This window comes from Pseudomonas sp. Leaf48 (assembly GCF_001421885.1).
Classification (GTDB): domain Bacteria; phylum Pseudomonadota; class Gammaproteobacteria; order Pseudomonadales; family Pseudomonadaceae; genus Aquipseudomonas.
Genome location: NZ_LMLH01000023.1, coordinates 320,749 through 334,807, shown reverse-complemented (window position 1 = coordinate 334,807; position 14,059 = coordinate 320,749). Strand labels below are relative to the sequence as shown.

Below are 14,059 nucleotides of genomic sequence, written 5' to 3'. Positions count from 1 at the left end.
GAGCTGGCTTGCCAGCGATGAGGCCCTGCAGGCGCTAGAAGCTTCAGTTCAGCCCCAGCTTGCCACGCAACGTCGACAAATCCTCAGCCAGCGTATTGACCGGCCCCACCAGAGCCTTGCGGTCGTTGTCCTTCACTTTGTCGTAGGTTTCGAAACCGCCGTCCTGGGTTTTGTACCTGGCCAGGATCTTGTCCACGGTGGCGAAGTTCTTGTCGACCTTGGCCACAAACGCCGGGTCCTGCTGCTCGATCTGCGCACGGAACAGGTCGACGATTTTCTTCGCGCCGTCGATGTTGCCCTGGAAATCGTAGAGGTCGGTGTGGCTGTAGCGATCTTCTTCGCCAGAGATCTTGGTGGCCGCCACTTCTTCAAGCAAAGCGGCGGCACCGCCCACGACTTTCTCCGGCGGGAAGGTCAGGCCGGCGACGCGCGACTGCAGATCCAGGATGTCCTTGCTCAGGCCATCCGCCAATCCATCCAGGCCCTGGGTGCTCTTTTGCGAGAACAGCGAGTACTCGATGCGGTGAAAACCCGTGAAGTCTTTGGCCTCCACACCCTGCTCGTGGTCGTCAACGCGCGAATCGATAGACGCATCCAGGTCACTGAACAATTCGGCGATCGGCTCAATCGACTCGTAGTACACCCGGGTTGGCGCATAGAGTCTTTGCGCGGTGACCAGGTCGCCTTTTTTCACCGCATCGGTGAACTGCCGGGTATGGCTGGCCAGTTCGTCCAGTTGTTCGGTGACGTAAATCTTGTAGTCCGAAACCGGTCCCACCAGGTCCATGGGCGCTGTCGCAGCGAAAGCTGAAAGCGAGGTGTTGAGCAAGCCGAGGGTCAGGATTAACGCGAGGGGGGACTTTTTCATTGCAGGGTTCCGTGCGGGTGGTGCCGATCAGGCGGTGGTCTTCGGGTGTGTAGATTCAAGCAGCGAGCGACCGATGAAATCCTGCGCGCCAGTAACACCGGGCAAGGTAAAGAAGTACCCGCCACCGATTGGTTTGAGGTATTCCTCCAGTGGTTCGCCATTGAGTCGGGTCTGCACGGTGATGAAGCCTTTTTCCAGATCGGCCTGGTAGCAGATGAACAGCAGGCCCATGTCGAGCTGGCCGTTCTTGTTCACACCGTTGGAGTAGTTGAACGGCCGGCGCAGGATCAGGTTGGCCTGGGTCGCGGCGGTACGCGGATTGGCCAGGCGGATGTGGGCGTCGAGTCGGGTCAGCTTGCCTTCGGGGTCTTTGTGATAGTCCGGCACTTCGCTTTCGTGGGAGCCACCCATGGGCGCGCCGGTGCTTTTGACCCTGCCGAGAATGCTTTCCTGTTCCTGTAGCGGTGTGCGGTCCCAGCGTTCGACGAAGTTACGGATGATCCGCACTGCCTGGTAACTGCCGTTGGCTGCCCATGCCGGTTCGTCGCTGCCGGACTGCACCCAGACAAGGCTGTCCATGGCTTTGGCGTCGTTGGAATCGGGGTTGGCCGAGCCGTCGCGAAAGCCGAGGAAGTTGCGCGCGCTCTGGGCCGGCAGGCCGGGTTTGGCCGGGGCCTGGGGCGGCACGCTGCCTTCCTGTTTCCAGCGCACCAGCAGCAGGTCCGGCAGGTTCTTCACGATATCGCGCAAGGCATGGATATTGGTGTCAGTTGTGTTGGCGCAGAACTGCAGGCTGAGGTCGCCGTGGCAGCAGTCTGCCTCCAGCGCATCGTTGGGAAAGCCAACCATGCGCGTCAGCCGGCGCGGCTTGGCGTCGGCCAGGCCAAAGCGCTCATCGAACAATGAATGTCCCACCGAAACGGTAATGGTCAGGTTGTCCGGGGTCACCACCGGACCGAGGATGCCCGAGTCCACAGGCGGCAGTTTCGGGTCGACCTCGGCAACCGGGCCACCCTTCATCAGGAACGCGATGCGCTCGTTGAGCGTACGAAACAGCCGCTCGAGATCTTCGCGATCGCTGGCAAGCACATCAAACGCCACCAGCATGCCCGACGCCGGGCGGGGCGTGACGATGCCGCTCTGGTGCTTGCCATGAAAGGCGTGGCGGTCTTCGGTCTTGTCGCTACTAGGCGCTTCGGTGACTTGCGCCGGGCTTGCGGCCATGGCCGGACAGCTCAGTGCCGAACCTGCCAGGGCGACACCGGCGGCCCCCATGCCCATCAATACACGACGGCGCTGGAGATTGCATTGCTCTGAATCATTCATCGAAAGAGGGTCTTCTGTTTACAGGCCGGAAAGGCCAAGGGCGGGATCGATTGCATCGAGTGCGGCGGCCAGTGCCTTGGCCTTGTCGGCGATCTGCTGGCGCTGCCCGGCACTGACGCTGTCGTAACTGGCATAGCCGTTGTTGACCTTGAAACCATTGAGTTCGGTATCAAAAGCGTTGAGGGCACTGTCGATTTGGAGCAGCAGGTCGGCGGCGGACTTCACCAGCAGCGGACGTAACAGATCGACGACTTTGCGCGACGCTTCAAGGTTGGCGGCGAAGCCGTTCAGGTCGCTGTGGCTGTAGCGTTCTTCTTCACCGCTGCTGGCGCGAACATCAGCGAGGTTGTTGAGATTGCGCAGGACGATGCTGACCAGTTGCTCCGGCGGCAGCGACTGGGCCAGCAGTTGCTGCTTGAGGCGGGTGACATCCGTCAACAGGCCCTGGGCGACCGGCGCCAGACCGTCGAGATTGCGCTGCTGGAATAGGGCGTATTCAATGCGGTGGAAGCCGCTGAAGCCCGGGTCTTGCTCGCGCTTTTCGAAATAGTCGGCGCGCGCATTGATCGCATTATCCAGCTGTGCCAGACGTTGCGCGGCCGGGGCGAGCCGTTGATAGGCGGCGCGGGCCGGCAGGTACAAGGCTTGAGCCTGGCTGAGGTCGCCGGCCTCGATCGCCTGTTCAAGGGCGCTGACGGCCTTGATCAAGGCGCTGCCCTGGGTGCTCAGGTACACGCGAAATTCCGACAGTGGCCCGACAAAAGCCACCATCGATGGCCTGGCCTTGGCGGCCGCATCGGAGGCAGCGGTGGGTGTGACGTGCAAGGTGCCGCGCGGGTTGCTCAGCAGGCCGCAGGTGATCGCGTAGTCGCCGGGTAACAGGTTGGCATTGATCACCTGGCTCAGGCCGGGGGCGATGTTTTCCCGTTCCTCCACCACCAGCACACCGTCGAGGATCTCCCATTCGACGGCACGCTCAGAGCGGTTGACGATGCGGAAACTGGCGCGACCGGCCGGGACCGTCAGGGCATTGGGTTCACAGCTGTGCGGATGGATCGTCACCAGTACTTCATCGTGGTTGGCCTGGCGCTTGGCGGCAGCGATGGTCGAGGCGTAGTAGAACAGGCCGCCGGCGGCGATCATCACGATCACCGAACCGGCCACCGCCCAGCGCAGGACGCGGGGAGAGGGTGGGGTTTGATTTGGCATGGGTGCCCTTACTGACTGGAAATTCTGGAAGACTGTTTGACGGGAGTGGCGACCGGGTAAAAAAACAACACCAGCGCCACCAACAGATACAACAGCCAGGCGCCAAGGGTGCTGACGGTGGGCGCATCCTGATAACCGAACATGCCGGCCAGTACCGAGCCCAGGGGGCCATCCATCGGCAGCGTGGCGCTGATGTCGAAAAGTACCGTTTGCAGGTGATTCCACAGCCCGGCTTCATGCAAAGCCTGCACAGAGTTGGCGAGGATTCCGGCGGCGACCACGAGGATGAACAGCCCGGTCCAGCGGAAAAACTTACTGAGGTTCAGGCGCATGCTGGTGCTGTAGATGAGCACGCCAACGATGATTGCCAGAACCAGGCCGAGCAGGGCGCCGACCGGTGCCGCCGGGCCTTCGCTCTGCTGGAACACGGCGAGCAGGAAGAACACTGTTTCCAGGCCTTCCCGGGCCACGGCGAAAAACACCATGGCGATCAGCGCGGTCACCTGGTGCTTGGAGCCGCTCAAAGCGTGGTCGAGGGAGACGTGCAGCGAATGCTTGATCGAGCGGGCGACCTTGCGCATCCAGAACACCATGGAACTGAGGATGCCGACCGCCAGCAGACCGATGACGCCTTCAAACAGTTCTTGCTGCTTTTGCGGGAATTCGGCGCTGACCAGTTCCAGGCCACCGCCCACCAACAGGGCCAGGGCTGCGGCAAGGAATACGCCAATCCAGACGGCGGGCATCCATTGGCCGCGGCCGGTTTGTTTAAGGTAGCTGGCGATGATGCCGACGATCAGCGCCGCTTCGATGCCTTCGCGCAGCATGATCAGAAAAGGAACAAGCATTCAGCGGCGTCTCGGATTTAGATAGGGAGCTAAGTTGTAACATAATGACACTCATTCCTATATGGCATTGATTGTTATTTCCTGAACCTAAGCTGAACAGATCAAAAGATCGCAGCCTGCGCTAATATGCCAGCCACTCAAACAATAGGGTTCGCCTCGCTCAATGTCGGAAAAAGACACCATCTCCATCCACTTGGTGCGTGAAGCGCTGTTGCAAAGCTGCGCCCCGGGCGTTGCCACTGAAGAGGTGTTGAGCAAGGTCGGCATCGATCCGCAGTTGCTGGGCAGTGCCGACGCCCGCGTACCGGCCAGCGCTTATGCGCGTTTGTGGCGACTGCTGGCGCGGCGGGGGGACGATGAATTTTTTGGCATGGACCCGCGCAAACTCAAATCCGGCAGTTTTGCTTATCTGTGTCGTTACGCCATGGCCCAGCCGAGCCTGGCGGCTGGCCTGAACTGTGCTTTGGGGTTCCTGTCGTTGATGTTCGAGCGCATGCCGGCGCTGCTGGTGCGCCAGCAGAGCCTGGCAGAAATCGTGCTGCTCGAAGACGACCATGAACCGCGCCGGGCCTTCAGCTATTTCACCTACTGGATGATCGTGCACGGTGTTGCCTGCTGGCTGGCGGGACGGCGGATTCCGATCCTGGCCATTGAATTGCGCTGCCCGCGGCCGGATTTTTGCGATGACTACCAGGTGATGTTCTCCGAGAACCTGCGTTTCGACCGCCCACGCACGCGGATGATTTTCTCGGCCGATTGCCTGGACCTGCCGATCAAGCGCAGCGCTGAAGAGCTCAAGCGGTTCCTCGCTTATGCACCGGCCAACATACTGGTCAAATACCGCGATTCGCAGAGCCTGGCCAGCCGCATCAAGCATGACCTGCGGCAATTACCCGGCGAACATTGGCCGGAAACCGAAGCGCTGGCGCAGCGTCTGTGCATGTCGGCCTCGACTTTGCGCCGCCGCCTGGCCGAAGAGGGCCAGACCTATCAGGGGCTCAAGGACAGCGTGCGCAAGGAGTTGGCCATCGTCTGGCTGGCAGAGCCGAGCATCAGCTTCGCCGAGATCGCCACGCGCCTGGGCTTTGCCGATGTCAGCTCGTTTTACAAAGCCTTTCGCAAGTGGTCCGGTTCCAATCCGGGGCATTACCGCAGCCTGATCCTCAATGAAGTTGAGTAACCTCAGCGGCGCTCCAGCCACTCCTCGCGGGTGATTTCCCAGACCTCCCGGGTGAACTGCCCGGCGACAAACCTGCCTGAGTCGCTGCGAATCAAGCGCATGCCGGTGCGTTCGGAGAGCTTGCGCGAACCGATGTTCGGTGCGGCTTTCGGCACCCGCAACACGGATCGACCCAGGGTGTTGAACCAGAACTCGGTGACCGCGGCGCTGGCTTCGCTGATCAACCCCTGGCCCTGCCATTTTGGTCCCAGCCAGAAGCCACGGTTGTTGTCCTGTTCGTTCATCAGGCTGATGTTGCCGATCAGTTGCCCGGGTGCTGATTTCAGGCGGATCGACCAATGCCATTCTTCACCCCGGGCAACCGCCGGCAGGGCATTGTCGCGCAGATAGGTCAGCGCGCCATCAGCCGGGTAGGGCCAGGGCACGAAAGCGTTGAGGTAGCGCACCACTTCCCAGTGCGGGAACTGCTGCTGGATAGCATCGGCGTCTGCCAGTTTCAATGGCCGCAGGATCAGGCGCCCGGTGACAAGCGTGGGTGTGTCTTCCATAGGGGGAAACGTTCCTTGAGCAGGCTCTGTTAACGGCTGCCGGTAGTAGGCCCCGGCAGGTTTAGATTGCCACTATCGATGAAGCGCGTGGTGCTGAACCAGCCACCGCCCAGTTTTCCGCGCAGAATGTAGGGCATGTTGTTCAGCGATTGCATCTGGCCCAAGCCGTAGGTCTGGCGGATCACCGAAAACGCCGAAACGCTCACCGGAACACTCACCACCGTATCGGAATAACCTTCAACCGAACCGTATCCGTCCGTGACCCCTGAGGCAAATGGATGGCCGTTGATGTCCATGTCCAGTGCCACGCCGTGGAAGTTGATGGCCGCTCGATTGGGGTTCAGCACGCGGATGTGTACCGTATATCGCATCTCCATACCCTCGCCCCGCAGCGGTTCGAGGCCAACAACGCTGACCTTCACCGGATCGCGATGGGGATATGAATAGGGATATGTGGTACAGGCGCCCAGCAAGAGCAACAGGAAGGAAATCAACACCGCGTGGACGCTACGCATGGGTATGCTCTCGTCTGGTAAAGGGCTGGACCGCCGACGGCGCAACCCTGAGCCAGTCTAGCGGTTTGACTGTGTGAGACCTGCCGGCGTCGAGGATCCACTCTTGGCCGGTACCTCCGGATTCTCCATGACTTGCAGAATCGAGGCTTCCGGATCGAAATCGTCTTCTTCCAGCTCGATGAATTCTTCAGGCAGGAAGATATTAAGAACGATAGCGCACAGCGCGCCAACGGTGATGGGCGACTCGAAAATGTTGTGCAGCGCCTTGGGCAGCTCGCGCAAGACCTCCGGCACCGCGGCCACGCCCAGGCCCATGCCGATGGAGATCGCCACGATCAGCATATTGCGCCGGTGCAGCCCGGCCTCGGCGAGGATCTTGATGCCGGCCACGGCGACGGTGCCGAACATCACCAGCTCCGCACCGCCCAGCACGGGTTTGGGCATCAGTTGCAGCAGCGCGCCGATCATCGGGAACAATCCGAGCAGCACCAGCAGGCCGGCAATGAAAAACGCCACATAGCGGCTGGCCACGCCCGTCAGCTGGATCACCCCATTGTTCTGGGCAAAGGTCACCATCGGCATACTGTTGAAGACGGCGGCCATGGCCGAATTGAGCCCGTCGGCGAGCAGGCCGGACTTGATCCGGCGAATGTAGATCGGGCCTTTGACCGGTTGCCGGGAAATCATCGAGTTGGCCGTCAGGTCACCGGCGGCTTCCAGCGGCGACACCAGGAAAATCACCGCCACCGGGATGAATGCCAGCCAATCGAAGGAGAAGCCGTACTTGAACGGCACAGGTACGCTCATCAGCGGAACGGCGGGCAGGCTGTTGAAATCGACGTGTCCTATCAGCCAGGCGACGAAATAACCGAGGGTCAGGCCAATTACAATGGCGCCCAGGCGCAGGAACGGCACATCCACCCGGTTCAAGACGACGATTGTCCCCAGCACCAGTGCGGCCAGCCCCAAGTGGCTGGCGGCACCCAGGTCAGGCGCGCCAAAGCCGCCAGCGATATCGGTCATGGCGACTTTGATCAGCGACAGCCCCATCAGGGTGATGATAGTGCCGGTGACGACCGGAGTGATCAGCATCCTCAGCTTGCCGATGAACTGACTCAACACCACTTCGATGAATGCGGCGAAGAAACACACGCCAAAGATGGTCGAGAGAATCTCATCGGTACCACCGCCCCGGGCCTTGACCATGAAACCGGCGCTGAGGATCACGCTGATGAACGAGAAGCTGGTGCCCTGCAGGCACAGCAATCCCGACCCGACCGGGCCGAAGCGCCGCGCTTGAACGAAGGTGCCCAGGCCGGAGACGAACAACGCCATGCTGATCAGGTAAGGCACTTCACTTTGCAGCCCAAGGGCGCTGCCCATGATCAGCGTCGGCGTGATGATGCCGACAAAACTCGCCAATACGTGCTGCAGGGCGGCGAAGATGGTCGCGCTCAGGTGTGGGCGGTCATGGAGGCCGTAGATCAGGTCATTATTGTGCGGGCTTAGGACTTTTTCAGAGGCGGTCATGGTGGTCTGCGTGCCAAAAGGCTGGCCGGGTCGGAAAATGGAGGCGCAGGATGCCAGAACCGTCTGCCTACCGCAAAAAAGACTCGGCGCGCGTTTGCTCAGAGCCGTGGCGCCAGTACCTCGCCGACGCTACGGCGCCTGGCATGCAACTCGCTGGCGTGTATCAGTTGTTCGAGGTCTTCGGGGGTGACGTCAAAGAAAGCCTCCATGTCCGCCAGTGCGCGTTTGAGATCCTCGGTGGTGATTGCCTGGCTGTCGACACGCGGGTGATCGGCAGGAATAAGGGTTACCGGTTCACTGGCACGCTTGGGGTAGCGAACCCGCGTCAGGTTGTTGTAGGCAAGGGCGCACAGCAACATCGTCGCCGCGCCAAGCATGACCGGTCCCAGGGCTTTCCAGTCCATGGCGATGGTGGCCGGATCGGCCAGCACCAGCGTCAGGGCCAAGGCGCCGGCTGGCGGATGCAGACAGCGCAGCCAACACATCAGGACCACGGCCAAACCCGCTGCCAGGCAGGCGCTGCCGAGCGTGCGGCCCAACAGATGGGCCATCAACAGGGAAACCAGCGCGGCGCTCAGGTAGCCGCCGAGAATAGACCAGGGCTGGGCCAGGGCGCCGGACGACACGGCAAATAGCAGTACTGCCGATGCCCCCAGCGGGCCAATCAGGTGTTGTGCCACTTCGATACCGAACACCAGACTGCAGACCCAGACACTGAGCAGTGTCCCCACTGCCATGCCGATGGCGGCACGACTCCATTCGCTCGGGCGGGTATTGATGGTGGCAGGTAACCAGCGGGAAAACATTTGCAAAAAGCTCCAAAAAAACGAGGTAAAAAAAGGGCTTGGCCGGGAATCCCGGAAAGCCCTTGAAGTTGTTCCTGCCATTGGGGGAGGAACGGGCGATAGTGTGCCGTTCAGCTCATATGCTGACAAATTCATATTAATGAAGTTTCAGTGCATTAATTTTGCTTTAACGAAGCGCGACGCCCGCTCATGAAGCACAACAGACCGCCCACCGCCGCCAGGGCGCTCAGGGCATAAAACATCGTTGGAGCGGGTGTGTGCATCAACAGGAAGCCGCAAATCACCGGGCTCAATGCGCCGCCTAGCGCCGCCAGGTTTTGTGCGCCGTAGTAACTGCCACGCAGTTCTTCCGGAGCCAGGGTGTCGACGAAGAGGAATTCGGCCGGGTAGATGATGATTTCCCCGAGGGTAAAAATGAACATCGCCAAGCACCAGGAGATCAGGCTGTCTGCCAGGCTGAAGCCAATCAGGCCGACAATGAACAGAGCAGTACCCGCGACTATCCAGTGACGCAGCTGTTCTCGCTTGAGGAAACGCCCGATCTGGTATTGCAGCAGGATCACGCTGAAGGCGTTGCAAGCCAGCAGAGCGGCCATGATCTGCATGGTGTGCCCGGGATTGCTGGTCACCAACAGGTATTGCGACAAGTAGAAAGTAAAACGGCCATGGACCACGGTGCTGAGCAGGCAGCCACAGGTGAACATGATCAGCGTGCGGTCGTTTTTCAGGGTGATCAGGGTTTTAAGGAAGCTTTGAGCCCGACCGATGACAGGAGCCTGCGGCGGATCCCCGGGAATCCCGGTCATCAGGAAAATGCTGAAAAACGCGATGCCCGCTGCAATCAGGAACGGCGCAGCGGTATAGGCACCGGCGATCACCACACCGAGCATCGGGCCGACCGCGTAGCCGATGTTGGTCAGGGTGTAGCTCAGGGAAAACGCCTTGGCACGCTGACCCACGGGCAGGTTTTCACTGAGGACCGCCTTGGAACCGATGAGGAACAACGCTGAGGCAGTCTCGGTGACGATCAGGGTGAGAGTGGTCAGGTAGAGGTTGCTGGCAAACGTCAGCAATACCAGGCCGATGGCGCTGGAGAGCATGGCGAGGATCAGCAGCCGACGTTTTTCGAAGCGATCAATGATGTAGCCCCCATAAAGGGCGAGCAGCGTGGCGATGAACACGGCTATGCCAAGCAGCAGGCCGACGTCTTGTTGGTCCAGGCCAAGCTTGTCGCTGACGAAGAGCGTGAGCAGCGGGCTGGTGATGGCGCGGCTGACAACAATGGTCAGCGAGCAGATCAGTAACCGGCGAATAACGAGGGAGTAGGTTGCCACTGGAACGAATGTCCTTATTCACAGGCAGGCTGGGTCGTCGGAGTGATCATGCTGCCTTTAATGTGACAGTCAAGGCAATCCAGAGCGCATCGCACTGCGTCGATGGCCACAAAGGCAATGTGTTATCGCCGCACATCGGCCGGGGGAAAGCAGGTTGGCAAGCTGTTCATTTCCTGCCATTGAGCGGGAAAAGTCCTGCAGTAGTTTTTAGCTGTATCCGAAAAATGTTCTAATTATCAATTTTTTCTTTCTGTCGTTATCTCTCAAGGCTGTTCCGTTTGATTGACTTGTCTACTGCTGATAAACGTAATTCCATCACCAGTCCGCTGACCCTGTACCTGGCGCGACTGGCGCCCTCAAGCCAGTTGACCATGCGCTATGTGCTGCAAGATGCCGCCGACCGTCTCGGTTTCGAAGACAGCGACATCGAGGAAATCCCCTGGCATCACCTGCAGCCGGAGGATGTCATCGCACTGGTGGCGACCTTGCGTACGGACGGCTACGCGCCCAACACCTCCTCGCTGTACGTCAACGCAGTGCGCGGGGTGATGAACGAGGCCTGGCGCATGAGCCTGATCAGTCAGGAGCATTTGCTGAAAATGCGTACGGTCAAGGGCATTGCCGGCACGCGGCTGTCCCAGGGGCGAAATCTGCGCCGCACGCTGATCCAGGAATTGATGGCCGTATGTGCGGCCGATCCACGGCCACAGGGGCTGCGGGACGCGGCGATCATCGCGATTCTGTACGGCTCGGGGATGCGCAAGTCGGAGTCGGTCAACCTTGAACTGAGTCAGGTCAATTTCGCCGAGCGCAGCCTGCAGGTCACCGCCAAAGGCAATAAGCAGCTGATCAAATATGCCCCGGCCTGGGCCTTCGAGAAACTGGCCGCATGGCTGGAGCTGCGTCGCTCGCAGTTGAAGGAAGGGGAGGTGGACGATCCGTTCCTGTTCAACCGAATCCGGCGCGGCAGTCATATCACCCGCGAGCGCATCACCAAACACGCCATCTACTACATTGCCCGGCAACGGGGGACGCAGGTCGGAGTGAAAATCATGCCCCACGATTTCCGGCGTTCATTCATTACCCGGGTGATCGAGGAGCATGACTTGTCGATTGCGCAGAAACTGGCGCATCACAGTAACATCCAGACCACGGCCAACTACGATGTGCGCGATGACAATGAGCGGCGGCGGGCGGTCGATCGTTTCGATCTTTGAACTTGCTAGCTCAGGCTTCGTTCAGGACATGGGCATGGCCGATGGTCGAGACCTGAACCGCACTGCCGGCCGGTGGTGCGTACATGCCCGAACTGCGTACCAGCAGTGATCGACCGGGGAGTTCATCGCTGGCCGAAGTCTGCAGTTCCACCGTCAGGGTGCAGGTGTTGCCGCTGAAGTCGCGCTCGGTGACGACAGCTCTGCATCCGCCAGCGCCCACGTCATTGGGCAGAATACTGATCAGTTGCAACTGTTCGGGCCGCAGCATGATCTGTGCCGAGCTGTTGTTGCGATGGTTGTTGACCGGTATCCGCCCCAGGTCGCAATGGGCCCAGCCGGCCTCGATCCGCGCGGGCATGACCACGGCGTCACCGAGGAACAGCGCGGTTTGCTCATCCTCGGGGTAACGATACAAATCCAGGGGGTGCCCCGACTGGACCAGCCGGCCATGGCGCATCACCGCCAACTGATCGGCGAATGACAAGGCTTCACTCTGGTCATGGGTCACCAGAATGGTCGTGACGCCGGTGTCTTCGAGCAGTCGTGCGACCATTTTGCGCATCGCGGCGCGCAACCCCGTATCGAGGGCCGAAAACGGCTCATCCAGCAACATCAAACGTGGCTGTTGCGCCAAGGCGCGCGCCAGCGCCACGCGTTGCTGCTGGCCGCCGGACAGTTCGTGGGGCCAGCGCTCGGCCATTTTCGAATCCAGTGCCACGCTGTCCATCAACTCAGCGACGCGCTGCTGTTTTTCCGTGCCCTTTATCGACAGGCCGAAGCCAATGTTGGCGGCCACGGTCATGTGCGGGAACAGCGCGCCGTCTTGCGGCACGTAGCCAATCAGGCGTTGATGCGCCGGTACTTCGTGGGTGTTGTCGACCAGGGTCTGGCCATTGAGCGAAAGGCGCCCGGTGTCGGGAAATTCGAAACCGGCAATCATCCGCAGCAACGTGGTCTTGCCCGAGCCGGAAGGGCCGACGACAACCGTGCGGCTGCCGCTGGGCACCGACAGGCTGACGTTGTCCAGGGCGCGATAGGAGCCATAGGATTTGTTGAGGGCATGCAGTTCAAGTGTACTCATCGGCCGGCCGTTTTTTTCGATTGGTGATACAGGATTGCGGTCAGCGGAAGTGACAGCACAATCATCAGCAAGGCATAGGGTGCAGCGGCGGCGTAGTCGATTTCGCTGGTCATCGCCCAGAACCCGGTGGCCAGTGTGCGCGTGCCGTTGGGGGCGAGCAGCAGGGTGGCCGTCAATTCGTTGGTGATGGCCAGGAACACCAGCGCCGCGCCGGCAGCGGCCCCGGGGGCTGCAAGGCGCAAGGTGATCAGCCACAGTGCCCGGGAGGGTGTGCGACCAAGACTGCGGGCGATGTTTTCCAGCTCCACCGGCGCCTGGGCGATGCCTGCGCGCAGACTCACCAGGGCCCGGGGCAGAAACATCAGCAGATAGGCGAGCAAGACGGTGATCGTGGTCTGGTAGATCGGTCGGGCGAAATGGATGGTGACCGTCACCAGGGCCAGCGCGACGACAATCCCCGGCAGGGAGCTTGTGATGTAGTTGCAGCTTTCCAGCACCCGTTGCATACGGCCGGGGTAGCGAATCGACAGCCAGGCAATCGGGATCGCCGCGCAGGTTGTCAGTGCCGCGCCGGCAACTGCGAGCAGCAAGGTCTGTTCCAGGGCCGGCAGCAATTCAGCCATGTCCCAGACTTGTACGCCACCGGCGATCAGCCAGTTGCCCAGGGTAATCAACGGAACACCCAGGGCGAGGAGGCAGGTCAGGATCAACAGGGCCAGTGCGAGCACCGTCGACGTTGTCTTGAGGCGCAGCACCCGTTGCTCCCGGGCACTTCCAGAGCCGACCCGGGCATAGCGCGCAGAACCTCGGGCCGCCGATTCCAGGGTCAGCATCGCCAGGCAACACAGCGCCAGAACACTGGCCAGCATGTGCGCGGCGGGCCCGTTGAAAGTCGACTTGAACTGGTCGAAGATCGCCGTGGTAAAGGTGTCGAAACGAATCATCGCATACAGGCCGTACTCGGCCAGCAGATGCAGGCCGACCAGCAAGGCTCCACCGCAGATGGCCAGGCGCAGTTGCGGGAGCACCACACGGAAAAACACCGCCCAGGGTTTTAGCCCAAGGGATTCGCCGACGTCTTCGATGGCTGGATCGAGGCGGCGCAGGGTCGCCGCCACCGGCAGGTACAAAAACGGGAAATAGGCGATGACCGAGACCAGCACCCCGGCAAACAGCCCGTGAATCGGTGGCACCAGACTGACCCAGGCATAGCTGTGCACGAAGGCGGGTACGGCCAGTGGCGCGGTCGCCAGCAAGGACCACCAGCGCCTGCCCGGCAGGTTCGTGCGTTCCGTGAGCCATGCCAGCGTCACGCCCAGTGCCACGCACAGGGGGATCGTCAGCAGCACCAGCAACACGGTGTTAACCAGCAGTTCGCCGACCCGTGGCCGGAACACCAGCGTCACCACGCTCGACCAGCCGGTCTGCAGGGAGACCCCGATGACGTAGGCGATTGGCAGCAATGCCAGCAACGAAACCAGCACGGATAAACCGATCACCCACGCACCGCCGCGTCCGGCGAACACTCCGCGGGACCGTCGACGCAGGTTTGCGGACGTCGCCTCGGCGACGTCCGCTGGCAGGCTTTCAGGTATCA

Annotated in this window: 13 protein-coding genes; 2 read left to right on the top strand and 11 right to left on the bottom strand. The window is 60.9% G+C overall.

From position 1 onward, the window contains the following. Positions 1–43: 43 nt before the first annotated feature. The 4 genes from efeO (ASE98_RS15645) to efeU are packed head-to-tail and all read right to left on the bottom strand — an operon-like array spanning position 44 to position 4,251. Entirely contained in the window at positions 44–868 is an 825-nt protein-coding gene (gene efeO, locus ASE98_RS15645; protein ID WP_060542240.1) for an iron uptake system protein EfeO, read from the bottom strand. A 27-nt stretch (positions 869–895) separates the two neighbouring features. Continuing rightward, positions 896–2,194, bottom strand: a complete 1,299-nt coding sequence (gene efeB, locus ASE98_RS15640; protein ID WP_060542239.1) for an iron uptake transporter deferrochelatase/peroxidase subunit — start codon at positions 2,192–2,194, stop codon at positions 896–898. Between the two features lie 18 nt (positions 2,195–2,212). Continuing rightward, entirely contained in the window at positions 2,213–3,403 is a 1,191-nt protein-coding gene (gene efeO / locus ASE98_RS15635) for an iron uptake system protein EfeO (protein WP_060542238.1), read from the bottom strand. 8 nt (positions 3,404–3,411) lie between these two features. Further along, a complete protein-coding gene (efeU, locus tag ASE98_RS15630; protein ID WP_060542237.1) occupies positions 3,412–4,251 on the bottom strand; it encodes an iron uptake transporter permease EfeU in 840 nt (279 codons plus the stop codon). A gap of 163 nt (positions 4,252–4,414) precedes the next feature. On the opposite strand from efeU, the gene ASE98_RS15625 reads away from it, so the two are divergent. After that, on the top strand, positions 4,415–5,431 hold the full coding sequence (locus tag ASE98_RS15625) for an AraC family transcriptional regulator (RefSeq protein ID WP_060542236.1): 1,017 nt from the start codon (positions 4,415–4,417) through the stop codon (positions 5,429–5,431). 2 nt (positions 5,432–5,433) lie between these two features. Here the strand turns inward: ASE98_RS15625 and ASE98_RS15620 are convergent, their stop codons facing one another. From ASE98_RS15620 to ASE98_RS15600, 5 genes are all read right to left on the bottom strand, one after another. Continuing rightward, positions 5,434–5,979, bottom strand: a complete 546-nt coding sequence (locus ASE98_RS15620; RefSeq protein WP_060542235.1) for a GNAT family N-acetyltransferase — start codon at positions 5,977–5,979, stop codon at positions 5,434–5,436. 29 nt (positions 5,980–6,008) lie between these two features. Continuing rightward, entirely contained in the window at positions 6,009–6,494 is a 486-nt protein-coding gene (locus tag ASE98_RS15615) for an LEA type 2 family protein (RefSeq protein WP_060542234.1), read from the bottom strand. Positions 6,495–6,551: 57 nt separating this feature from the next. Next, on the bottom strand, positions 6,552–8,024 hold the full coding sequence (locus ASE98_RS15610; RefSeq protein WP_060542233.1) for a nucleobase:cation symporter-2 family protein: 1,473 nt from the start codon (positions 8,022–8,024) through the stop codon (positions 6,552–6,554). 98 nt (positions 8,025–8,122) lie between these two features. Then, positions 8,123–8,830 (bottom strand): HPP family protein, encoded by a 708-nt coding sequence (locus tag ASE98_RS15605; protein WP_060542232.1) that lies wholly within the window; start codon positions 8,828–8,830, stop codon positions 8,123–8,125. Positions 8,831–8,985: 155 nt separating this feature from the next. After that, positions 8,986–10,164: an MFS transporter gene (locus ASE98_RS15600; RefSeq protein ID WP_060542231.1), complete on the bottom strand. Its 1,179-nt coding sequence runs from the start codon at positions 10,162–10,164 to the stop codon at positions 8,986–8,988. 278 nt (positions 10,165–10,442) lie between these two features. Between ASE98_RS15600 and ASE98_RS15595 the strand changes: the two genes are divergently transcribed. Continuing rightward, positions 10,443–11,381 carry a site-specific integrase gene (locus ASE98_RS15595; RefSeq protein WP_060542230.1) on the top strand — a complete coding sequence of 313 codons (939 nt, stop codon included), beginning with the start codon at positions 10,443–10,445 and terminating at the stop codon, positions 11,379–11,381. 10 nt (positions 11,382–11,391) lie between these two features. On the opposite strand, the gene ASE98_RS15590 is transcribed toward ASE98_RS15595, so the two are convergent. Together ASE98_RS15590 and ASE98_RS15585 are read right to left on the bottom strand one after the other, a co-directional pair. After that, complete coding sequence (locus tag ASE98_RS15590) at positions 11,392–12,462, bottom strand: ABC transporter ATP-binding protein (RefSeq protein ID WP_060542229.1); 1,071 nt, start codon at positions 12,460–12,462, stop codon at positions 11,392–11,394. Next, positions 12,459–14,057, bottom strand: a complete 1,599-nt coding sequence (locus ASE98_RS15585; protein WP_060542286.1) for an ABC transporter permease — start codon at positions 14,055–14,057, stop codon at positions 12,459–12,461. The genes ASE98_RS15590 and ASE98_RS15585 overlap by 4 nt, the downstream gene beginning before the upstream one ends. Positions 14,058–14,059: the final 2 nt, after the last annotated feature.